Source organism: Flavobacterium granuli (assembly GCF_031456055.1).
Taxonomy (GTDB): Bacteria; Bacteroidota; Bacteroidia; order Flavobacteriales; family Flavobacteriaceae; genus Flavobacterium; species Flavobacterium granuli_A.
Genome location: NZ_JAVDTX010000002.1, coordinates 137,679 through 161,363 on the forward strand (window position 1 = coordinate 137,679; position 23,685 = coordinate 161,363).

21 protein-coding genes are annotated in these 23,685 nt (G+C 32.5%); 7 read left to right on the top strand and 14 right to left on the bottom strand.

The genetic code is table 11. The annotated features are described in order from the left end of the window. Positions 1-16 precede the first annotated feature (16 nt). Together J2W95_RS04850 and msrB are read left to right on the top strand one after the other, a co-directional pair. Entirely contained in the window at positions 17-880 is an 864-nt protein-coding gene (locus J2W95_RS04850; RefSeq protein ID WP_310004510.1) for an alpha/beta fold hydrolase, read from the top strand. 5 nt (positions 881-885) lie between these two features. Further along, the gene (gene msrB / locus J2W95_RS04855; protein ID WP_310004512.1) at positions 886-1,278 is read left to right on the top strand and encodes a peptide-methionine (R)-S-oxide reductase MsrB; all 393 of its coding nucleotides are present in this window, start codon (positions 886-888) and stop codon (positions 1,276-1,278) included. Positions 1,279-1,352: 74 nt separating this feature from the next. Here the strand turns inward: msrB and J2W95_RS04860 are convergent, their stop codons facing one another. The 9 genes from J2W95_RS04860 to J2W95_RS04900 form a co-directional block, all read right to left on the bottom strand. After that, entirely contained in the window at positions 1,353-1,769 is a 417-nt protein-coding gene (locus tag J2W95_RS04860) for a hypothetical protein (protein WP_310004514.1), read from the bottom strand. A gap of 143 nt (positions 1,770-1,912) precedes the next feature. Next, positions 1,913-2,785, bottom strand: coding sequence for a succinate--CoA ligase subunit alpha (gene sucD / locus J2W95_RS04865; protein ID WP_077376539.1), 873 nt, complete (start codon positions 2,783-2,785; stop codon positions 1,913-1,915). 87 nt (positions 2,786-2,872) lie between these two features. Next, entirely contained in the window at positions 2,873-3,235 is a 363-nt protein-coding gene (locus J2W95_RS04870; RefSeq protein WP_310004517.1) for a nuclear transport factor 2-like protein, read from the bottom strand. A 1-nt stretch (position 3,236) separates the two neighbouring features. Beyond that, complete coding sequence (locus tag J2W95_RS04875; RefSeq protein ID WP_310004519.1) at positions 3,237-4,166, bottom strand: UDP-3-O-(3-hydroxymyristoyl)glucosamine N-acyltransferase; 930 nt, start codon at positions 4,164-4,166, stop codon at positions 3,237-3,239. Between the two features lie 69 nt (positions 4,167-4,235). Continuing rightward, positions 4,236-4,802, bottom strand: coding sequence for an elongation factor P (gene efp / locus J2W95_RS04880; RefSeq protein ID WP_111410776.1), 567 nt, complete (start codon positions 4,800-4,802; stop codon positions 4,236-4,238). Positions 4,803-4,897: 95 nt separating this feature from the next. Next, the gene (lpxA, locus tag J2W95_RS04885; RefSeq protein WP_111410775.1) at positions 4,898-5,683 is read right to left on the bottom strand and encodes an acyl-ACP--UDP-N-acetylglucosamine O-acyltransferase; all 786 of its coding nucleotides are present in this window, start codon (positions 5,681-5,683) and stop codon (positions 4,898-4,900) included. A gap of 68 nt (positions 5,684-5,751) precedes the next feature. Beyond that, the gene (locus tag J2W95_RS04890; protein ID WP_310005381.1) at positions 5,752-7,140 is read right to left on the bottom strand and encodes a bifunctional UDP-3-O-[3-hydroxymyristoyl] N-acetylglucosamine deacetylase/3-hydroxyacyl-ACP dehydratase; all 1,389 of its coding nucleotides are present in this window, start codon (positions 7,138-7,140) and stop codon (positions 5,752-5,754) included. Beyond that, positions 7,133-8,176, bottom strand: coding sequence for a UDP-3-O-(3-hydroxymyristoyl)glucosamine N-acyltransferase (gene lpxD / locus J2W95_RS04895; protein WP_310004525.1), 1,044 nt, complete (start codon positions 8,174-8,176; stop codon positions 7,133-7,135). Before lpxD ends, J2W95_RS04890 begins: the two co-directional genes overlap by 8 nt. Before the next feature lie 130 nt (positions 8,177-8,306). Beyond that, positions 8,307-9,536, bottom strand: a complete 1,230-nt coding sequence (locus tag J2W95_RS04900; protein WP_310004526.1) for an HD domain-containing protein — start codon at positions 9,534-9,536, stop codon at positions 8,307-8,309. Positions 9,537-10,615: 1,079 nt separating this feature from the next. Here J2W95_RS04900 and J2W95_RS04905 point away from each other — a divergent pair. Beyond that, positions 10,616-11,380: a phosphatase PAP2 family protein gene (locus J2W95_RS04905; RefSeq protein WP_310004527.1), complete on the top strand. Its 765-nt coding sequence runs from the start codon at positions 10,616-10,618 to the stop codon at positions 11,378-11,380. Between the two features lie 86 nt (positions 11,381-11,466). Here the strand turns inward: J2W95_RS04905 and J2W95_RS04910 are convergent, their stop codons facing one another. The 4 genes from J2W95_RS04910 to J2W95_RS04925 all read right to left on the bottom strand — a co-directional run bounded on the left by J2W95_RS04910 (position 11,467) and on the right by J2W95_RS04925 (position 17,911). After that, positions 11,467-13,425 carry an LTA synthase family protein gene (locus J2W95_RS04910; RefSeq protein ID WP_310004529.1) on the bottom strand — a complete coding sequence of 653 codons (1,959 nt, stop codon included), beginning with the start codon at positions 13,423-13,425 and terminating at the stop codon, positions 11,467-11,469. 78 nt (positions 13,426-13,503) lie between these two features. Next, entirely contained in the window at positions 13,504-15,915 is a 2,412-nt protein-coding gene (locus tag J2W95_RS04915; RefSeq protein WP_310004531.1) for a TonB-dependent receptor, read from the bottom strand. 63 nt (positions 15,916-15,978) lie between these two features. Next, positions 15,979-17,241: a sensor histidine kinase gene (locus J2W95_RS04920; RefSeq protein WP_310004533.1), complete on the bottom strand. Its 1,263-nt coding sequence runs from the start codon at positions 17,239-17,241 to the stop codon at positions 15,979-15,981. Further along, positions 17,234-17,911, bottom strand: coding sequence for a response regulator transcription factor (locus tag J2W95_RS04925; protein WP_310004535.1), 678 nt, complete (start codon positions 17,909-17,911; stop codon positions 17,234-17,236). The genes J2W95_RS04920 and J2W95_RS04925 overlap by 8 nt, the downstream gene beginning before the upstream one ends. A gap of 413 nt (positions 17,912-18,324) precedes the next feature. On the opposite strand from J2W95_RS04925, the gene J2W95_RS04930 reads away from it, so the two are divergent. From J2W95_RS04930 to J2W95_RS04945, 4 genes are all read left to right on the top strand, one after another. Next, positions 18,325-19,287: an NAD-dependent epimerase/dehydratase family protein gene (locus tag J2W95_RS04930; RefSeq protein ID WP_310004537.1), complete on the top strand. Its 963-nt coding sequence runs from the start codon at positions 18,325-18,327 to the stop codon at positions 19,285-19,287. A 113-nt stretch (positions 19,288-19,400) separates the two neighbouring features. Further along, positions 19,401-20,114: a glycosyltransferase family 2 protein gene (locus J2W95_RS04935; protein ID WP_310004540.1), complete on the top strand. Its 714-nt coding sequence runs from the start codon at positions 19,401-19,403 to the stop codon at positions 20,112-20,114. Further along, complete coding sequence (locus J2W95_RS04940; RefSeq protein ID WP_310004542.1) at positions 20,114-20,746, top strand: lipid-A-disaccharide synthase N-terminal domain-containing protein; 633 nt, start codon at positions 20,114-20,116, stop codon at positions 20,744-20,746. Before J2W95_RS04935 ends, J2W95_RS04940 begins: the two co-directional genes overlap by 1 nt. Beyond that, positions 20,727-22,361: an ArnT family glycosyltransferase gene (locus tag J2W95_RS04945; RefSeq protein WP_310004544.1), complete on the top strand. Its 1,635-nt coding sequence runs from the start codon at positions 20,727-20,729 to the stop codon at positions 22,359-22,361. Before J2W95_RS04940 ends, J2W95_RS04945 begins: the two co-directional genes overlap by 20 nt. Positions 22,362-23,344: 983 nt before the next feature. On the opposite strand, the gene J2W95_RS04950 is transcribed toward J2W95_RS04945, so the two are convergent. Beyond that, positions 23,345-23,602: a hypothetical protein gene (locus tag J2W95_RS04950; protein ID WP_310004546.1), complete on the bottom strand. Its 258-nt coding sequence runs from the start codon at positions 23,600-23,602 to the stop codon at positions 23,345-23,347. Between the last annotated feature and the right edge of the window lie 83 nt (positions 23,603-23,685).

Here is a 23,685-nt window from a genome sequence, read left to right on the forward strand (position 1 = left end):
ATATAATTTTATCAATATGACAAAAAAGATCACAAATCATACTAAGCCTTTGAAAATTCCAAAAATTATAATCCTATCGAGTAAGTTTATTGCTTTTTTGTCTACTAAATGGATTACTATTTATGCGTCCAAATTGTTTACAACACCAATAAAACATAAAATTCCTAAACGAGAAGTTGAAATGGATCAAAAGAGTATTCAGCAAATGATTGTTGTTTCGTCCATAAACAGAAAGGTGAATGTTTATGAATATGGGAAAAGCAATAAAAAAATCTTGCTAGTTCACGGATGGTCAGGTAGAGGAACTCAATTATGTAAAATTGCAGATGAAGTGATCAAATTAGGGTATTCAACTGTTAGCTTTGATGCACCAGCACATGGTAAGTCTCCGGGCAATTCAACTATTATGGTTGATTTTATTGCTTCAATTATTGAAATAGACAAACAATTTGGCCCTTTTGTAATTGCTATTGGTCATTCCTTGGGCGGAATGTCTGTTATGAATGCTATAAAAAAAGGATTTCAAGTAAAAAAAGCTGTAATTATTGGAAGTGGGGATATTGTAGAAGATATTATCGATGATTTTGTTGCTAAATTGGAATTGAAACCTGAAATCAGTAAGCTATTATGTGAACGTTTTGAAAAAAAGCATGGAGGTAAAATGGACGATTATAGCGCATACAAAGCAGCTGAAATGACATTAATTCCAACATTGGTAATTCATGATGAAAATGATCCTGAAGTATCTGTAAAAGCAGGAATACATATACATGAACATCTTAAAAATGGTGAATTAATGTTGACCAAAAAATTGGGTCATAGAAAGATACTTGCCGACCACCAAGTAATTGAAAAAATAACTAATTTTATTGAAAATTAATAATTATGAACTATCCTTTTGTAAAATCAGAGCAAGAATGGGAACAAGAGTTAGGAGCTGAACGTTACCGAATTCTTCGTCAAAAAGGAACCGAATATCCACATACAGGGAAATATAATTTACATTTTGAGAATGGAGTTTATTGCTGTGGAGGTTGTGGTACTCCCCTATTTGAAAGCAATTCTAAATTTGATGCACATTGTGGTTGGCCATCATTTGACGAATCAATCCCTGGAAAAGTAGAATATATTGTTGATAATACGCATGGTATGAAACGCACTGAAATTGTTTGTGCCAATTGTGGTGGACATCTCGGACACGTTTTTGATGACGGTCCGACAAAAACTGGTCAACGATATTGTGTTAATTCGTTGTCTGTAGATTTTAAAGATAAATAATCTTTTTTCAAAATACTATAAACAAAAAATGCTTTACAGAATTGTAAAGCATTTTTTGCTTGATTGAGAATGTATTAAAAAGCTACATTCCATCTTGGTAATTTACCATTTTCATCTAGAAAGTTTTGCAAAACTTGTCCTTCAACGCTAGTTGGAATTGATTTTGCATCGCTATTAAAAGTTTCAAACCAAAAAACTTCTAAAGTATCAATACTTTCTTTTTTCATTTGAGCAGGCCAAGAATATTTTCTTCCTGTTTTAGCAAATTGATGACCATTTACAATCTTATCATGTAAACCACCATTTTTGCTTTTCAACGTTCCATCATTTTGGACTGTTCCTGTAGAACCAACCATAATTAATTCTTTGTCTGCATAAACAACAAAAACTCCACTTCCTGTTTCTGAAGCGTTACAAACAGCTTCTAAATTATCTTCCTGTGTAAACGTAAAATTCCCTTTTACTGTAAACTTTTCTAATTCTTTGTACATATTTTTAATTTTTTAAGCAACTAAGATTCTTAGAGTCTGAGTTGCTAAATTTTTAATTTTATTCCAGACATTTTAAAAATGTAAAAAAGTCTCAACAAAATATTGAGACTTTTTTTGGAATTTATTATTTAAATAATTGGAGATTATCCAAGTACTTCTTTTACTTTCTTTCCGATTTCAGCTGGAGAGTCAACAACGTGAATTCCGTTCTCTCTCATAATTTGTTTTTTAGCTTCAGCTGTATCGTCAGAACCTCCAACAATTGCACCTGCATGTCCCATTGTACGTCCTGCTGGAGCTGTAACTCCTGCAATGAAACCTACAACTGGTTTACGGTTACCGTCAGCTTTAATCCATTTAGCAGCATCAGCTTCTAATTGACCACCAATTTCACCAATCATTACGATACATTCTGTTTCTGGATCATTCATCAATAATTCAACAGCTTCTTTTGTAGTTGTTCCAATGATTGGATCTCCACCAATACCGATAGCAGTAGTGATCCCCAATCCTTGTTTTACAACCTGATCAGCTGCTTCGTAAGTTAAAGTTCCTGATTTAGATACAATACCTACAGTTCCTTTTTTGAAAACGAAACCTGGCATAATTCCAACTTTAGCTTCCCCTGGAGTAATAACACCTGGGCAGTTTGGTCCAATTAATCTAGCATTTCTTTCTTTAACATAGCTATTTGCTTTAATCATATCAGCAACTGGAATTCCTTCAGTAATTGCAATGATTACTTTTATTCCAGCATCAGCAGCTTCCATAATTGCATCTGCAGCAAAAGCAGGTGGTACAAAAATAATAGTAGTATCAGCTCCAGCTTGTTCAACAGCATCTTTTACTGTGTTAAAAACTGGAAGGTCCAAATGTGTAGTTCCTCCTTTTCCAGGAGTAACACCACCAACAACATTTGTACCGTATTCAATCATTTGAGAAGCGTGGAAAGTTCCTTCGCTACCTGTAAATCCCTGAACAATTATTTTTGAATCTTTATTAACTAAAACACTCATGATATATTTTTTATGTAGTTTTTAAAATTGTGACGCAAAAGTAAGGCTTTTGTAATTATTTTGTACTTTTTTTTAAAATAAAAATAATTACATCACTTGACTCATTTGATATCCTCTGTATAATTTATTATCTTTCAATTCCCATATAACCATCATATGAGCCAAAAACATTTCTTCTCTTGGGTTTTCTATCGTTTTTGCATAATGATCAAAACGAACAGAAACGATATTACCTTCTTCAACAATATGACTAATTCTAGCTTTGGTACGAACATAAGCTCTACTTATATCACTAGTCATATTTAATATTTCTTCATAATTCCTTTGAATAAATCCTTTGCTGCTATTCCAATCCAAAATACATTCTGGATGTAAATATTCTTTCATTATTTCTGTGTTAATGAAGGCATCTGATTTATAAAAACTTTTTACAATTTCTTTAGCAGACATATTATTTTAGTTTTTTTAAAATTTCGGGTATCTTTTTAATATTTGCTAATTGCTTCAATTTTTCTCTTGATTCTTCAATTGGAGTACCAAAATAGCTTTTCCCCCCATCTACTGATTTTGTAACACCTGTCTGTCCAAGTATTACTGCATTTGCTCCTATAGTAATGCCACTTGTTGTTCCCACCTGTCCCCAAATGGTAACTTCATCTTCAATAATTACGCAACCTGCAATACCTGTTTGTGAAGCGATTAAGCATTTTTTTCCAATTATAGTGTCGTGTCCAACGTGTACCTGATTGTCAATTTTGGTGCCTTCCCCAATAGTGGTATCACCGGTAACTCCTTTGTCAATCGTACAAAGTGCACCAATACCAACATTGTCTTTAATTACAACTCGACCTCCCGAAATTAATTGATCAAAACCGTCTGGTCTTTTCTTATAGTAAAAAGCATCGGCTCCAAGAACAGTACCCGAATGGATAATGACATTGTCCCCTATTATTGTATGGTCGTAAATGGCAACATTAGCATGTATCAAACAGTTTTCTCCAATAACAACGTTATTTCCAATGAAAGAATTTGGCTGAATCATAGTTCCTTTTCCAATTTTTGCGGAAGCGGAAATAGCAACATTAGATTGCACAAAAGGCATGAAATGTTTTGTCAATACGTTAAAATCTCTAAAAGGATCATCAGAAATCAACAAAGCTTTTCCTTCAGGGCAATCTACTTTTTTGTTGATTAAAACAATCGTAGCTGCAGATTGTAAAGCCTTATCATAATATTTTGGATGATCTACAAAAACAATATCCCCAGATTCTACAACATGAATTTCATTCATGCCATAAACTGGAAACAAGGCATCACCAACAAATTCGCATTGAAGCAAATTTGCTATTTCTTGTAGAGAATGAACTTTTGGTAATTTCATAAAAATAGTATTCAGAAATCAGTGTTTAGTGTTCAGTTTCTAATCAAACTGAACACTAAACAAAGACAACTATTCTTTAACTCGCTCCATATAAGAACCAGAAGTAGTATCAATTTTGATTTTGTCACCTTCGTTAATAAACAAAGGAACGTTTACTGTTGCACCTGTTTCAACAGTTGCTGATTTTGTAGCATTAGTAGCTGTATTTCCTTTTACACCTGGCTCTGCATAAGTAACTTCAAGTACTACAGATGCTGGCATATCAACAGAAAGAGGTAAATCTGTCTCAGTGTTAATACTTACCATTACACTTTCTCCTTCTTTCAATAAATCCGGTGAATCCAAAATGTTTTTGTTCAAAGAAATTTGCTCAAAAGTTTCAACATTCATAAAATGAAATAAATCTCCTTCAGGATATAAGAACTGAAATTTGTGGTTTTCAACTCTTACTTCATCAATTTTATGTCCAGCAGAAAAAGTATTATCTAATACTTTGCCATTAGTTAAACTTCTTAATTTTGTTCTTACAAATGCTGGTCCTTTTCCTGGTTTCACATGAAGAAATTCAATGATTTTGTAAATATCATTGTTGTATTTGATGCACAATCCGTTTTTAATATCTGATGTAGATGCCATTATTGTTTTGTTTTATTTATTATTTTGTTTAATCGCTCAATCGTTTATTTGTTTTTAGACTAAACGATTAAACAAATAAACGATTGAACTTTTATTTAGTAATTCCCAGAGTACCCTTTCATTACACCTCTTGATGAGTTTCTAATGAAATCTATGACTTCATCGCGCTCAGGTGTAGCTTCCATTTCTCCTTCTATTATGTCCAATGCTTGAGTTACATTGTAATTTTTTTGATATAATATTCTGTAAATCTCTTGAATTTCTCTGATTTTTTCAGATGTAAAGCCACGTCTTCTTAATCCTACGGAATTAATTCCAACATAGGATAAAGGTTCTTTTGCTGCTTTAGTGTATGGCGGAACATCTTTTCTTAATAAAGATCCTCCAGATACCATGGCATGGTCACCAACACTAATAAACTGATGTACAGCTGAAAGTCCACCAATAACTGCATAATTTCCAATTGTTACATGTCCTCCTAAAAGAACACCATTAACAATAATAGCATTATTACCAACGTGACAATCGTGAGCAATATGGGCTGTTGCCATAATCAAGCAATTATTACCAATTACTGTTTGACCTGAGGCTATGGTACCTCTATTGATAGTAACACATTCTCTAATAGTACAATTATCTCCAATAATTGCTAAAGAATCTTCTCCTCCAAATTTTAAATCTTGAGGGACAGCAGCAATTACAGCACCTGGAAAAATATTGCAATTTTTACCAATTCTTGCTCCCTCCATTATTGTTACATTAGAACCTATCCAAGTTCCATCACCAATGACTACATTGTTATGGATGGTTGTAAAAGGTTCGATTACAACATTTTTGGCAATTTTTGCACCTGGATGAACGTATGCTAACGGTTGATTCATATGTTTTGTTTAATCGTTAAACTGTTTAATGGATAATCTTATAATAGATTAACCTAATAAACATAAAATTATTGTTTTCTTGCAATTTGCGCCATTAATTCGGCTTGCGCTACCAATCTTCCATTTGCATAAGCATTGGCTTGCATGTGGCAAATTCCTCTTCGTATTGGGGTGATCAAATCACATTTGAATATAAGTGTGTCTCCCGGCAAAACTTTTTGCTTGAATTTTACATTATCAATTTTCATGAAAAATGTTAAATAATTTTCAGGATCCGGAACAGTGCTTAAAACTAAAATCCCTCCTGTTTGCGCCATTGCCTCAACAATCAAAACTCCAGGCATTACCGGAGCATTTGGAAAATGTCCAACGAAGAAATTTTCATTCATTGTTACATTTTTCATCCCCACAACATGACTATCCGACATTTCGATGATTCTGTCAATCAACAAAAATGGAGGTCTATGTGGTAACATAGCCATAATTTTGTGGATGTCCATTAATGGTTCTTGGTTTAAATCATAAGTTGGAACATAATTTCTTTGTTCGCTTTTGATGATTTTGGCCATTTTTTTTGCAAACTGAGTATTTACGTAATGTCCAGGTTTGTTGGCGATTATTTTTCCTTGGATTTTAGTTCCTATTAAAGCTAAGTCTCCAATTACATCAAGTAATTTGTGTCTTGCAGCCTCATTTGGGTAATGCAAAGTCAAATTGTCTAAAATTCCATTTGGTTTTACTGTAATTTCATCTTTACCAAAGGCTTTCTTTAAACTTTCCATTGTAGATTCAGAAATATCTTTGTCTACATAAACGATAGCATTGTTTAAATCTCCACCTTTAATCAATCCATTTTCTAATAGCGCTTCCAATTCATGTAAAAAGCTAAAAGTTCTAGCATTAGAAATCTCCGTTTTGAAATCTCCGATAGTTTTTAAAGTGGCATTTTGAGTACCTAATATTTTTGTTCCAAAATCGACCATTGTAGTAACACTATAATGATCACTTGGCATAACCATGATTTCACTTCCTGAAGCTTCATCAGTAAAAGAAATAACTTCTTTTACAACATATACATTTCGGTTTAACTCTTGTTCAATGATTCCAGCTTCCTCAACAGCTTCGATAAAAAACTTAGAAGAACCATCCATAATTGGTAATTCAGAGGCATCTAACTCAATAATAACGTTATCCAAGTCACAACCCATTAAAGCAGCCAAAACATGTTCTGGAGTTTGAATTTTGACACCTAATTTTTCTAAATTAGTACCACGTTGTGTATTAACCACGTAATTAGCGTCAGCCTCAATAACAGGGTGACCTTCAAGATCGACACGAACAAATGTAAAGCCATTATTTACTGGAGCAGGTTTGAAAGTCATTTTAACTTCTTTTCCAGTATGTAATCCAACTCCCGTTAGCGAAATTTCTGTTTTGATGGTCTTCTGTTTAACCATTGTTTCCATTTTTTTGGTTTAATATTTGTTTTTTTAACTCTTCTATTTCTTTTACCAGTTTTGGTAAATTCTTAAAATGTACATATGATTTACTGTAATCAGAATATCCAAAAGTTGGACTTCCTTGTAGTATTTCATTATCTTTTATATTTCTTCCTACTCCAGATTGAGCTTGAATACGAACATTATTACCAACTGTTAAATGCCCAACAATACCTACTTGCCCTCCTATCATACAGTTCTCCCCTATTTTGGTAGAACCTGCAATTCCAGATTGAGCAGCAATAACCGTATTACGACCAATTTCAACGTTGTGTGCAATTTGAATTTGATTGTCCAATTTTACACCTGCTCTAATAACTGTTGATCCCAAGGTGGCTCTATCAATAGTCGAATTGGCGCCAATATCTACATTGTCTTCTATGATTACATTACCAATTTGAGGTATTTTATTGTACGTACCATCTTCATTTGGGGCATAACCAAAACCATCAGCACCAATAATTGTACCAGAATGAATAGTACAATTATTACCGATTATTGTTTCCGAATAAATTTTAGCGCCTGCAAAAATAACCACATTATTCCCAATAGTTACATTGTCACCAATAAAACTTCCAGGATATATTTTAACATTATCACCTAATACAACATTGTCACTTATATAACTAAAGCTTCCTAAATATAGATTTTCACCATATTTTGCACTTTCAGAAATAAAAGATGGGGTTTCGATACCGCTTTTGTTTAGTTTAACCTGATTGTAAAACTCTAATAGTTTAGAAAAAGATTTATAGGCATCGGCTACTTTAATAAGTGTAGTAGTTATTGGAGATTCCGGAACAAAAGTATCATTAACGATTGTTATTGAAGCCTTTGTAGTATATATGTAATTAACGTATTTTGGATTAGATAAAAAAGTAAGCGACCCTTCAGTCCCTTCCTCAATTTTAGATAAGCGAGAAACTTCAATATTGGGATTACCAACAATTTCACCTTCCAATATTCCTGCTATTTGTTCAGCTGTAAATTTCATCTTATTGAATTGTATTTTTAAAAAATAAAAAATGAAACTTACCAAAGGTAGTTCTCACAATATCTAATAAAAATAGTTTGGCTTGTTTTTTTGCCACAAAAATATAAAAAATAGGTTTTGTATGTTAATTTTAAAGCAGTTGTTTTGGAAAACAAATATAATACTTAGTCACTAACTTGGATAATGATTTCAAATTCAGTTGGTCAGAGGCTTCAACAACATCTTCAATTGTCTTGTCTTTATTTAGGATTCGTATGGGTTCGGCAACTTTACTGTAAGCTTGACTCTTTATTTTTCCTTTGAAAATAAAATAATTGGATTCGGCTAGAGAAATTTTATTTTGAATAGAAAACCGTTCTTTTTGTACTTGTAATTCTTCTAACGGAACTTTATCATTCGTCAGTTTGATTTTCAAAAGATCTCTGTTGATAATCATTTTACTCAACGAAGAAAGAATGAAATCATCATTACTTTCCCAGGCTTTAAGAGCGCTGATAATATCAAAATCATCTAATTTAGCGAATAGTTTCAGCGTTTTTGGATCAAAAGTTTCCATTGTTACTTTGTTTTGCATAAAAAACAGCAATGGCTCGCTACAAGGCAAGACAACTCCCCTTTCGGTTAATTCTTTTGCACGTTTTAAGACTTTGGTCAACGTTAATTCGGCTGCCAAACTTGTTTTATGCAAATATACCTGCCAATACATCAATCGTCTGGACATCAAGAATTTTTCGACAGAGTAGATACCTTTTTCTTCAATAACCAATACATCATCCACAACATTCATCATTTGAATCAGTCGTTCCGAATTGACATTCCCTTCTGAAACCCCAGAATAAAAGCTATCTCGTTTTAAATAATCCATTCGATCCATATCAAGTTGACTCGATATAAGTTGCAACATAAATTTACGATGGTATTCTCCTTTAAAAACTTTAATGGCAAGACTCAATTGACCTTGAAATTCAATATTGAGCTGGTTCATAAATAATAATGAGATTTCCTCGTGATGCACATCCTCAACAATACTACTTTCCATAGCATGTGAAAAAGGTCCGTGGCCAACATCATGCAATAATATGGCAATATATAGGGCATTTTCTTCTTCAGAACTAATGTTTACCTCTTTGAAACGCAATACTTCGACTGCTTTTTGCATCAGATGCATACTTCCTAGTGCATGATGAAAACGAGTATGATTGGCACCTGGGTACACCAAATAAGACAAACCCATTTGGGAAATACGCCTCAAGCGTTGAAAATAAGGGTGTTGGACTAAATCGTAGATTAAGGCATTGGGAATTGTAATAAACCCATAAATGGGGTCATTAAATATTTTTAATTTATTTATTTGAGTCACTATCCGTTCTTTTTATAAGACAACAAATATACTCAAAATAGTATTTGTTTTAAAAGGGTAAAATAATACGGATTTAAGCTTGATTGCATTATAAAAGTGGCTATTTTTCATTTGTTTAATTTGTTATTCTGTACTTTTTTTTTTTTTTTGAGTTATAACAAATTATTTGGAAAATTTAAGGCAAAAAAAAACTTCTCAATTTCTTGAGAAGTTTTGTGGTCCTTAAGAACTTGTTTACGAACCATTTTTTGCAGGATTTAAAGAAAATCTCGATTAGATCCTACTGAGAAATCATTTCAATTTCAGTTTTCAATCGTACTATAGATATTCTTATATTGCTGTGACTTAAATCTAATTACTACATAAAATCCAACCAAAAAGGTGCATTGATATGATTCTATACGCGGAGCGGTTTTGGTTGCCGAAAAAGTGAATTTCATATCCAATATTGATTTTGGTAACAGAACCAACAGGACTCAAGGTCTGGAGAGTGTGAGCAGTTTTATACTGAGAGCAATTTTAAATTTGAGCAATGACTTTAGCTCAATCACAGGATGAGAAATAGCTGGCAATTATAGTTTGTCACAAAAAAAAATAGCAAGCAGGACCGACCAACATCTTATTCTAAAAACTTGGCATTGAGTATACAGTTTTTCAATAAAAATACCTGCGTAGGGATTGCGATCGCAACCCTTTTTAATAGATGCATGACCCAGAAATCAAAAAAGTATTGTGAAAATTACGATTAGTTAAAATCAAAGAAATTCTTGTCCAGTCTTTCGGTATTTAGTTTAGCTATAAATTTGGAAAACTGGAATGAAAAAAAGGAGAAAACAAATAAAATGGACCGCAGGAACCAACCGTACAATTGTTATTTTTTTGAATCTGAAAGATTTGGTCTTTTCGAAGTATGGTTTCCCGTTGTCCATTCCAACCTTGTGATCTGAATACCAGCTCACAAAGATTCCATCTGGCTAAAGGGGATAAAAGGAGTGATTTTGCTTTTTAGCAATTACCCAAAAACACAGAATTAATTCAGAATTGTATCTGTTCTTTGTTTTGATTTTAGAACATTAAAAATGAAATACTTACGTATAGTTTTTGCATTATTATCAACTTCAATTTTGATAGCCCAAAATAATGCAACCGACACTATTGTCGTAAATGACAGTGTAAAAAAATTAAAGTTCAACTACAAACAATTAATCATTCCTACCGCATTAATTGGTTATGGTCTTATTGGAATTGAAAGTGACCAAATCAAGAATTTCAACTCCGAAGTTCAAGAAGAAGTCACTGAACATATTGATGACAAAGTTACTATTGATGACTTTGCACAATACGCACCAGCCGCTGCGGTTTACGCCTTAAACGCATTTGGAGACAAAGGTAAAAACAATCTCAGAGACCGATCGATTATTTTGGCTAGTTCCTATCTTATGATGAGTGTCACGGTTCTAGCTCTAAAAAGCACCACAAAGGTCGAAAGACCCGATGGATCTTCAAATAACTCTTTCCCTTCTGGTCATACGGCGACTGCTTTTGCCGGAGCCGAGTTTCTTTGGCAGGAATATAAAGACAAGTCCATTTGGTACGGAATAAGCGGTTACCTTGTAGCTGCTGGAACAGGTGCTTTTAGAATCGTAAATAACAGGCATTGGTTTACAGATGTTGCAGCGGGAGCTGGAATTGGAATACTAAGCACCAAAGCTGCCTATTGGATGTATCCTTTTCTGAACAAGAAAGTTTTTACTAAAAAGGAAAAAGAAAACAAAGGAACAACGTTGATTCTACCTTATTATAACGGAAAAGAATTGGGCTGTAATCTTGTGATCCAATTTTAGATTGACTTCTGTTTTTTCGTATAAAATTTAAATCCCAAGATTATCTTTATTTTTGATAATCTTGGGATTATAAAAAATACCAATTACTATTTCAAAAGTTTGTTCGTAAAAAGATAATCAGCGGTTTGATACCATGCAATTGTTTCATCCAAAAAAGATTGATCCATCGGTATTGAATTGAGGCTATTATCTTTTTTGCTCCAGGAGTAAAATGCCTGTTTCTTCTGGTCGGATAAAATCATGACTTTTTCTTTTTTCATTAAGACCAATTTACGATAGGTCCCCATTAAGGCGCGCTGTTCATAATTGGCTTCAAGAACATTTTTACCAAAAAAATCAGAATCATAATTCCAATGAAACAGAGAAAAAAGAGTAGGCCAAAGATCTATTTGAGAACATTGTTTCGTTATTTTCTGATTTTGATTTTCATCAAAATTGACGATGAATGCAGGAATATGATAGTTTGCCACATCAATTTCATCTTTTCCAGCACTACTAGCACAATGGTCTGCAATGATGACAAAAACAGTGTTTTTGAACCAAGGCTTCTTTTTGGCTTTATTGAATAATTCTTTTAAAGCAAAATCGGTATATTTTACAGCACCTTCCCTACTTGTTCCCGAAGGAATATCAATTTTTCCAGAAGGATAAGTAAATGGCCTGTGATTGGAAGTTGTCATAATAAAATTAAAAAAGGGCTTATTATTTTTGTATTGTGCATCTGCAACTTTCAACATTTTATTAAAAATATCTTCATCACAAACCCCCCAAGCATTTTCAAAAGTCACTTCCTTATCATCAATATTATGACGAACCGTTTTAATTTGATCGCTTAAAACACTGCCTCGACCACGATCATAAATAGTAAATCCGTTGCCGCCAAAATAAGCATTCATGTTATCGAAGTAACCATCTCCTCCGTAGAAAAAATTGCAATCGTATTTTCTGGATTTGAATACACTGCAAACCGTATAGAGATTTTGATTATCCGGTCTTTTAACAATACTTTGACCAGGAGTTGGAGGAATACATAAAGTTACAGCTTCCATTCCTCTAACAGTACGAGTTCCAGTTGCATATAAATCCTCAAAAAAGATGCTCTTTTGGGCAATGCTATCTAAAAAAGGAGTGATATTTTGGGTGTTTCCAAATTCTTTAAGAAAACTTCCACTTAGGCTTTCCACCAAAACAAAAACAACATTTTTGTTTTCTTGAGAAGGAGAGCTATTTGTAATTTTTCTGTGAATAGAATTATTAGTTTTAGAATAAATAGAATTATCAGAAGCTAATTTATTTCTAATTAAACCAAAAGCTTTGTCATCTTGAATTGAAGTATAGAAATCAACATATTTCATTTGGTTGTTCCTAAAAGCTGCAAAAAACGAATAAATTCCTGATTTAGAAATCTCTGAATTGTAGCGATTCGAAGACCATTCCGCTTGATTGTTGTTTATAAAAAAAGCAAAAAACAAAGCAACAGCAATAGTAGGTATTAAAACGGAAAGTCTAGTTTTAAAATTAACTGTAGAAGTAAAAGTGGTTGCAAAAGCTTTTCTTTTATAAAAAAGAAACAAGAACACTAAAGTAAGTAGCAATACTCCGCCAATTAGAATAGGCAGTGGATACGACTGTTTGATATTGGCTACGACTTCATGGGTATAAATAAGATAGTCTACCGCTATGAAATTAAATCTTGTTTTAAATTCATCCCAAAATGTTAATTCAGCAAAAAAAGTAAAAACAAGTATAAAGACTGTTAGCGACGTAAAAAAACAGACTAGTACTTTATCTAAAAGAGAACCAATCCATTTATTTGGCAGTATACTATAATACAGCACACTACAGATTGAGATAAAAACAATTGTTCCCAAATCAAAGAATAAACCTGTTAGCAGTGTTCTTGCTAAATCAATTATATTCCAAGAAACCTCATCATATTGCCAAAGGAAAAATCCAATTCTTAAAAATTGCGACAGTACCAAAAACCAGATTACAAAATGTACTAAAAGTGAATATCTGCCGAGATTTGAGGGTAATTTATACATAGCCTTATTTAATAATTAAAAGGCAAATTTTAGAATCCAATTTTGAATATATTTTGAATTTTGGTTTTAATTAAGAAATCAAAATTTATAACTGTACCCAAATCGTATTACTTGAGTTTCATAATAATCTTTACTGTTGTAGCTAAAATCTTGACCTTGAATTTCTTTTTGAATTACTAGCGTATTGAAGACATCTGTTGCATTAAGAAACACTTCCCCTTTGCCTTTTTGAACTGTTTTTTTGAGTCCTAAATCAACCGAAAATCTAGAGTCTACTTTACCTTGTGGGATAATATCGGGAGCAAGATAAATTACCGACAATTGAGCTTTTAGAGTTTTATTTAGTTGTAAATTACTGTTCCATTTTAAATTACCAGAAACCATTTGTTGACGCTCTCCGTAATATGTACTTGGAACCGGATATAAATTGGTTACCGAAAAAGCATCAATAGTATTTTGATACAGATTCCCATTTAGATTAAAGGAATACCAAGAGTTTATTTCTTTAGAATAAATCATTTCAATTCCTACAGAGATACTTTCATCGGCATTTTGAAATACATTATAAATCAAATTACTGCCAGGAACTGTTGTGGCAATTCGTGTTATGGTTCCATTAATAATTCGGTAATATAGAGAAGATGTAAAGTATCCTTTTTCCATATTTCTTTTATAACCCACTTCATAAGCGCTGGTAAATTGTGGTTGAAGCCCTGGGTTTCCAACCTTTATAATTTCGGCATCATCGTATTTTGGAAAAATTCGAATATCGACTTCATTTGGTCTGTCAACCCTGCGATTGTAAAAAGCAGTTATTTTGTTTTGGTCGTCGATTTTATATCCAAATCGCATATTTGGAAAAGGCTCAATATAATAATAGCCATCACTTTTATAAGTAGGATGATCTGGGTTGACATCATATTCCAGATTTACATATTCCAAACGCAGTCCGAGTTCCGCTTCGATTTTATTATTTTCATAAATATAATTAGAATAAATTGCCGGTATATTTTCTTTATAATCAGCCCATCCACCAGCATCCTCGTCTATTACAGAGTTTTCACCAGGGAAAAACTGCATATTCGTTGGGATTTCTCTGTGTCTCATTTTCAAGCCCATTTCAAATCGCCCTTGTTTTAAAGGCTGAACATAATCGAGATTGAAATCGACTACTTTTTCATCCGAAATCAATTTGAAGGCATCATTCCCTGTAAGTGTGGGTGTTGTATTCGAAAAGTAATATTTCTCATCTTCCCGATGATAGGTATAATTGATTCCTGCATTCAGTTTATGTCCCGCTTCTTTGAACTTATGTTCATAAGAAACACTTGCCATTGCAGTTGTTTTAAGCTCATCTTCTAAAAATTGCCAAAGACGCAAACGCTGGGAATAATCAGCATTAAAAATAGGTTCTTCTCCATGATCTATAATTTTTTCACTTCCAAAAAGACCCGAAAAAGCAAAGGTATTTTGTTCATTGTATTCCCAATCAATTCCTGTTTTTAGGGTTGCAAAATGAGTGTCTCTATTTCGTTTACTCTGCTGATTAATAATAGTTCCGTCGTCATAAGTTCGCGTTACAAATTCATTTTTATTGAGTGTTTCTGTATAAAGATAATCAGCTTGTAAATAAGCATTTATTTTTCCTTTTCGGTAGTTTAATGACAGTGAAGGATTGATTTTTGGAGTGACTTGATATTGAGGACTAATGGTTGGTAGATTCTCTTTGCGTACCCATAAAGCACCATAACCAGAAGCGATTCCGACTTTCCCATTAAATCCTTCTTGCTTGTTCTTTTTGTAAATCAGATTGATAATTCCGGCATTTCCATTGGCATCAAATTTTGCCGAGGGATTATTTATGATTTCAATTCTTTCGATGGCAGAAGCTGGAATATTGTCCAAACCCGATTGATTACCAAAACCCGTAAGAGCAGTTTGTTTACCGTCTATAAGCACCATTACTTTGTCATTTCCTCTCAATTGCAGTTTACCCTCATTTGCAGTAACTCCAGGTAAATTTTGCATCGATTGCAGAACCGAACCGCCACTTTGAGAAATATTATCGGCTACGGTAAAAACTTTTTTATCCATTTTTGCACTCACTTCTTGGGGTTTAGAATTTACAACTACCTCTGTTAAATTATTAATATCTTCTTCCAGATGAATGGTGCGTAAATCCAGAAACGCAGAAAGGTTCCCTACGAAAATCTTTTGCGTTAGCGTTTTATATCCAATAGTGCTAATTTCTAATGTGTAATTCCCAGATGGGATAGCTGGAAAACTAAATCGACCTTCTTCATTGCTTAGTATTCCAAAAATAGCTTTTGGGTCTTTCACTGATTTCAACAATAAATTAGTGTAAGGAACAGGAACATCAGATTTTTTATCTTTAATTAAACCCGAAATAGTCGCTTTATTATTTTGAGCTGTTGTATTGAAACAAATTACTATTAAGAATGATAAGAGTAGAATTATTTTGAACCTCATTTTGCTTTGTGCTTTTAATTATTGGCACAAATTTCAAAACTTATTTTGTAGAAAGTTTGAATTTTAAAATGTAATGCAAAAACAGTGCAATTTATTCTCAAAATCATAAGTGATTTTCCATTGATTGAGTTCTGTTATTTTCTTAATAATGGCCAATCCAAGACCATTCCCTTGAGAAGATGGATTTATTTTAGAAAATCGATTGAACAACTTATCAATTGACAATGGAGTTTGCTGTCCTGTATTTTCAAATGATAATTGATTGTCTGTTATACGAATAACTATTTTACCGTTTTTTTCATTGTGGCGAATAGCATTCAAAAACAAATTATTCAACAATACTTCTGTCAAAGCGGGATTTCCATTTATCACAAGATTATTATTTAATTTGGTTATGATTGAAATATTTTTCGACTTTGCTTGTTCCGTAAAAAAATCAAGATGCTTCTCAATATAATCATTCAAAACAATAGTGTTATTTTCAAGATAACTTTCATTATCAATTTTAGAAAGCAATAATAGGTTTTTATTGAGCCTATTAAGTCTGGAAACATCATTATTTAATGAACTTAAAACCGAAAGTTGCTCTTTATTAAGCTCTAATTGCAGTAAAGTATCAATTTTCGTTTGAAATAAAGCCAGTGGTGTTTGCAATTCATGTGCTGCATTTTCTATAAATTCTCTTTGGCTTTTATAAATAGCCGTATTTTTTTCGATAAGCTTTTCAAGACTTTTGTTTAGGCTGTCAAACTCATCGATATCAGTTGGAATAAATTGTGGTGATTTGTTTTTATCGATTTCGAAATTTTGAATTTGACTTAAAGTATTATAAAAAGGCTTCCAGATTTTAGTTGCCAATTTTTTTGAAATCCAAACAATTCCAAAAAGCAAAATAATTATAATTAACAGAAACATGACAGCCACATTTATGACCATCCCTTCCATTTCAACGAGATTTGTCTTTTCTATATAAGTGTATCGCTTGCCTTTTACAACTACTGGAGCATACAATATTCGAAATGGTTCTTCCTCTCTAGCAATAGAATCAAATAACATTTTGCCAATAATAGAATCATTTTTGATTCCCATATCAGCAACAATCGTTACATTATGGTTGTATTTATTCCAAGCTTTTATATCATCTTGATCAAAACCTTTATGTGCCTCTTTGACAAAAGCCCCTTTATGAAAAAGCAAAACCTCATCGGTTTCATAAATATAAAGCTGTTGACAGATAAAATAAAATACAGGAGCAGACACCAATAATAGCACCGTGGAAAACACAAGGAAGCTACTGGTTGTTTTATGTAATAATTTTTTACTCATTTTCCCATTTATAACCTAAACCATAAATTGTTTTGATGTAATCACCACTTCCGGCAGCATGTAGTTTCTTTTTGAGGTTCTTTATATGTGCATAAATAAAATCATGATTGTCAAGCATATCTGCCATATCGCCAGAAAGGTGTTCAGCAATAGCGCCTTTGGATAAGACTTTATTATTATTACCAATTAAAAATAATAGTAAATCTATTTCTTTTTTGGTTAAATCCAATCTTTCATTGTTGATTGTTACCGTTTTAGAAAAAATATCAATACTAATTTCATTGAAAACAACAGTGTTATTTCCTTGGAAATTCTTGCGACGAATGAGCGCTTGCATTCGAACTAAGAGTTCCGAAAGATGAAAAGGTTTCGTGAGAAAATCATCTGCACCGAGATTGAAACCTTCAATGCGGGTGTCTAGAGTTTCCTTTGCAGATATAATGATTACTCCTTCTGTTTTGTTTTGGTTTTTTAATTCTCTCAAAATATCAAAACCATCACCATCAGGCAACATCAAATCCAATAATATACAATCGTAACTGTAATTATCAATTTTATTCAATGCCGACGTGCAATTGTTTGCTGTTTCACATTGAACCCCATTTGTCTTAAAATAGTTCTTTATGCTTAGAGCAATTTCCTGCTCATCTTCGATAATTAGAATTTTCATACCGCAATTTACGAATCAATTTTGAAGAAAATCTGAATAAATCTGTTAATGAAACTACTTATTCGAATCATATTGTTGATACAAAATTCAGGAAAAATTCAAAATTGAACGATTCCTTTGTTTAATAAAGGCATAAAGGCTCCATGATACATTCTTATTAAAAAAAAAACAATTTTTCTTATCCTCTTATTCTTAAGCATTTATTGAGTCTGACGATCTGAAAATTTAACCAATATTTCTTATTTTTATTCATTAGAAAACGTATCATCAAAACATACATATAATTAGACTCTCCCTAACTGAAAAAATAATATTTGTTAGCCTTTGTTTTTTTTTTTTATGATCAAAAGAGTTTTATCCCAACATGAATTAGCCCTAAAAATGCTAAAGATAAAATCATTAAAATACAATCTATGAAAATATTAGTTACAGGTTCGGCTGGATTTATTGCTTCACATACAGCCGAACGACTACAGTCGATGGGGCACGAGGTTGTTGGCTTAGATAATTTTTCGGATTATTATGATGTGTCTTTGAAGCAACTCAATGCAAGTACATTAAATTCAAAAGGGATCGCTATCGAAAAAATTGATTTACGGTTTACTAAGCAACTTCAGTTATTACCGACCGATTTTGAATATATATTTCATTTTGCCGCACAACCAGGCATTTCAACTACATCCCAGTTTGAGGATTATTTGGAGAACAACGTCATCGGAACCAAAAACTTAATCGATTTTGCTTTTAAAAATCAAAAATTAGCTCTTTTTGTAAATATTGGAACCTCATCCATTTATGGAATTCATGCCACATTTGACGAAACAGTTCCTCCAACACCAGTTTCTCATTATGGCGTGACAAAATTGGCTGCTGAGCAGTTGGTTTTGGAAAGTAGCAGACTGGGACAATTCAAGGCGTGCTCCCTTAGACTATATTCCGTTTACGGACCTCGCGAAAGACCCGAAAAACTATATACAAAGTTAATTGCAAATGCTTTTAATGACATTCCTTTCCCATTGTATAAGGGAAGCGAAACTCACCTAAGAAGTTTTACCTATGTTAAAGATATTGTTGATGGCGTGTTAAGCGTGATTGGTAAAGAAGATTTGGTAAACAATGAAATCATCAACTTAGGCAACGAAGAAGAAAACACAACGCAACAGGGAATTGAAATCGTTGAAAAAATTTTAAATAAAAAAATAGAACTGCAAATTGTCGAAGCAAGAACTGGAGACCAATTAAGAACTAAAGCCGTAATCGACAAAGCCAGAAAATTACTAGGCTATAATCCTAAAACAAGTTTAATCGAAGGATTAAAAGCACAAATAGAATGGTATCAGGAAAATTTTATTGACCAACAACATTTAGAAATTTAAAAAGCGTTCTCTATGCATTTTTAAAATCCATCATTTAACATAAACAAAAGCCAAAGTAAACTCGAATTTAAACAAAATTTAAGCTATTACTTTTATATAAAATTTATCAAAACATGAATTTCGAATTAACAATAATAGTACCTGTTTATAACGAAGAAGACAATCTCGACCGTGTACATCAGGAAATGAAACAATTTTTGTCCATTTCAAAGAAAAAGGCAAAAATCTTGTTTGTAAATGATGGTTCCAAAGATAATAGTCAATCATTAATTGAAAAAATCTGCAAGGATAACGAAGAGTTTACTTTTATTTCTTTCGGAAAAAATGCGGGTTTAAGTGCGGCTATCAAAGCAGGTTTTGATTATACAGACACACCTTGGGTGGGTTATATAGATGCCGATTTGCAAACTGCTCCCGAAGATTTTAATATTCTAATGGAATTTGCCGGCGAATTTGACCTAGTTACTGGAGTACGATCCAACAGAAAAGATTCCTTTACCAAAAACATGTCCTCCCTCATTGCCAACGGCATACGAAGGGCTTTTACAGATGACGGAATGGACGACACGGGTTGTCCATTAAAAATAATTCGTACGGATATGGCAAAAAAAATACCGATGTTCAATGGTTTGCATCGTTTTTTACCAGCCATGATTTTGTTGCAAAACGGTAAAATCAAGCAAACTCCAGTGAGACATTTTCCTAGAATCGCAGGTGTTTCAAATTTCAATCTTTGGAATCGATTGTTGGGGCCATTACAGGATTGTTTTGCATACTTGTGGATGAAGAAAAAATACATCAATTATAGCGTAGCAAAAAAAGGATAATGAATAACATCATCATTTATTCCATAGGATTCATTGCTCAAATTTTGTTTTCGAGCAGAATGCTTTTACAATGGGTTATTTCCGAAAAAAACAAAAAGGTACTGACTCCTGTTTTATTTTGGGAAATCAGTTTATTTGCCTCATTTTTATTATTCGTATATGGTTATTTTAGACATGATTTCTCAATTATGTTGGGACAGACAATCACTTATTATATTTATATTAGAAACATACAGTTGCAAAACGACTGGAATAAATTGCATATTCTTTTAAGATGGTTTTTACTTTTATTTCCATTTTTTATAATTGGTTATGGTTACAACAACAATGTTATGGACATCGATTTTTTGTTCAAAAACGAAAAAGTACCACAATGGCTACTTTGGATAGGAATCATAGGCCAAGTACTATTTACATTGCGATTTGTCTATCAATGGATTTATTCTGAAAAGAAAAAAGATTCTGTTTTACCATTAGGTTTTTGGATTATCAGTTTAACCGGATCTCTAATTATATTCATTTATGCCATATTCAGAAAAGATCCCGTATTATTAACAGGTCACGCCATAGGTTTAATTATTTACACCAGAAATATTATAATCATAAAGAAGGATGTCAAAATTAGCTCATAATTATACTTTTTGGATTTTGGTAGTAGCTTGTCTGATGCTTTTCCCGCATTTGGATGCTATTGAAACAAACATCATGGAAGCTCGGAACTTCATTACGGCAAGAGAAATGGTGAGAAACAATCATTGGATTTTGACCACTATCAATGATTTGCCTCGTTATGAAAAACCGCCATTACCCACTTGGATAACTGCTGTTTTTGGAATTATTTTTGGATTTGAGAGTATCTACGCTTTGCGAATTCCTGTTGTATTATTTACATTATTACTCATATTTGGAGTTTATAAACTTTCTGAAAAATTAAGTCTAACCAAACAGCAAAGCTTCCACAACGGACTGATTTTAATTACTTCTTTTTATATTTATTTCGCAGGAAGAGATAATCAATGGGATATGTACACCCATAGTTTTATGATTGTTTGTATTCTATTTTTATGGAACTTATTGAATGATTCGAAGAAACCGCTTTTTAATGCGGTCATGGCCGGATTGTTTTTTGGGTTTTCTTTTTTAAGCAAAGGACCAATTTCGGTTTATGCCTTATTATTGCCATTTTTAATTGCTTATGGGTTCACGTATAAATTTCAGTTGAAAGACAAAAAATCGTATCTCATATTAATTCTTATATTGGGGATAATCATTGGTTTATCATGGCCTTTGTATGTGAAATGGGTAGACCCTGAGACTTATTTAAAAGTTACCAAAATAGAAAGCAGCCGATGGGGAAATTACAACACTAGACCATTTTATTATTACTGGAGTTTTTTCACCCAAAGTGGTATTTGGACCGTTCCTGCTTTAATTGCATTAATCTATCCGTATTTAAAAAATAGTGTAAGTAATTTAAAAGCCTATCAATTCACGTTGATATGGACATTGGCTTCGGTTGTTTTACTTTCTATAGTACCCGAAAAAAAATCAAGATACTTATTGCCTGTATTAATTCCGATGGCTTTGAACACGGGATTTTACATCGAATACTTGATTAACAATTTTAAAAACATCAGTTTAAAAAAGGAAAAAGGAATTATTTATTTTGCTTTTGGACTTATCGGTATCATTTGTATTGCCATTCCAGTTGGAATTTTTATCAAAGTAAAAAATGATTTAGCAGGATATGAATTTTGGCTAATTGGCTTAACGCTGTCTTTATTGGCAATAGGATACGTGCTATTTACAAACCTTAGAAATAAAAACTTTGCAAAAGTATTCTATGCTGTTATAGCTGTACAAGCAGCTGTAATTCTTTTTGGAATACCGTTCACAAAGCTCATTTTAAAGAATCCTGATTACGCCAGTGCTAAAACGATTAGAGAAAAAGAAAAAAGTCTCGGTATTCGAACTTATGAATTAAATACATTCACACCCGAAATTATTTGGGATTATGGTTTTAGCATACCCATTTTATTAAATGAAGAAACCAACAAAATAAACTTACCTTCTGAAAGTAAATTTGGTTTATTGGCTTTGAAAAAAGATCATGTTGATTCTAAAAAAGAATTCCAGAATTACAATTTAAAAAAGGTTTCATCTATCGATTTGAATCATGTCCCTACAGATTCAAAGAAACACAATGATCGATTGACCAGAATATACTATATCGTTACGAAGAAATAATTATTCTTGATAACATTGAAACCATTACTTATTTATAATTAGACAACTCATAGTGACACTTAATTAGTTCCAACTCTTCTTTAATAAATGAATTAATTTTGCATCGTCAATACTTGTCTTCAGACTCATTTTGCGAGCGATGCTGATTTGTTTTTGAGATTCTGGATTTTAATTCCATAGGTAAATTATCATAGAGTCCATTTTTAATATAATGCTCAATATTGGTATCCCATGAGTTACTATAGATTGAAGAAATCAAAAAAATATTTTACGACTAATTTTCTTGTTATATGTAGGTAAAAATATAACTCTTAGTATTAGCTTAATTAGAATCAAAGTTTTTTTGAAGCTATATCCTGTGATTTTTAAGACTCAAAATCTTTAAGTTTCACTGCCTACGAGTTCCGAGTGAAAGGGCAGCAAGATATCGGTTGTGATACAATCGGACATCTTGCCGATTGCAGGAACGTGGCAATCTTTCAGTTTTTTAAAAGTTAGAGATTAATTTATGGTGGATAAAAGACTTATCCTATCAAGGTTAGTTTTGGCTACGATAGAACGAGTTATGTTTTATGAAAAGAAGTAGTTGAAACCGCTACAGCCTAAATCACTTTCCCAAAGAAAAAGGAAAAAAAGAAAGCAGATTTGAAATTGGACAGTTAGGCAAACGGAGTGCTATAAGTCCCGAAGGGTGACAGGACGAGGAACGAGGATTGTCATTATGTGCACGTAGTTGCCGATGTCCAATACCTTGGCTGATTTTTTCTCCTTTGGGCAGAGAATTATAAACTTTTAAAAAGCTTGAATAATCATTTTTAAAATGTCTTTTGAAAGTGTACGTTTCTCAAAATCATATGAAGAAATAACAGAAAAAAGAAACGTACTTTTTCAAACAATGATGCTTTTGAAATCCACAAAATTCTGACTCTTTTCAGGAAGATTTTTGCGGATGTCTTAGGGGGATAATTGCAGTCAAAAACTGTTTAATTCTTTGTACTAATGAGAGTAATGGTATCTGTAAGATTATTGTTTGAAATGTATTCTAATATGAAATCTTCTGCCTCTTTTTTGTGGGTTGGTGAAGAAGAAAATGAATTAAGATAAAAGTCATCATTTTCATCAGCAATGTGAATTATTTCAGTGTACTTTTTGGCAATTAATGCGCCTTTTAATTTCAATACTTTAAGCTCATCAATGTTATCAATTTCCTTTTTTACGCGGAGTTTAATAGTCTTGTCCATTTTGTTGGTTTTTATTATTGTTGCACCATAAATCAAAAAACATTCCTAAACAAAAAAGAGACCCTGTCGAGTCTCTTTTTTGG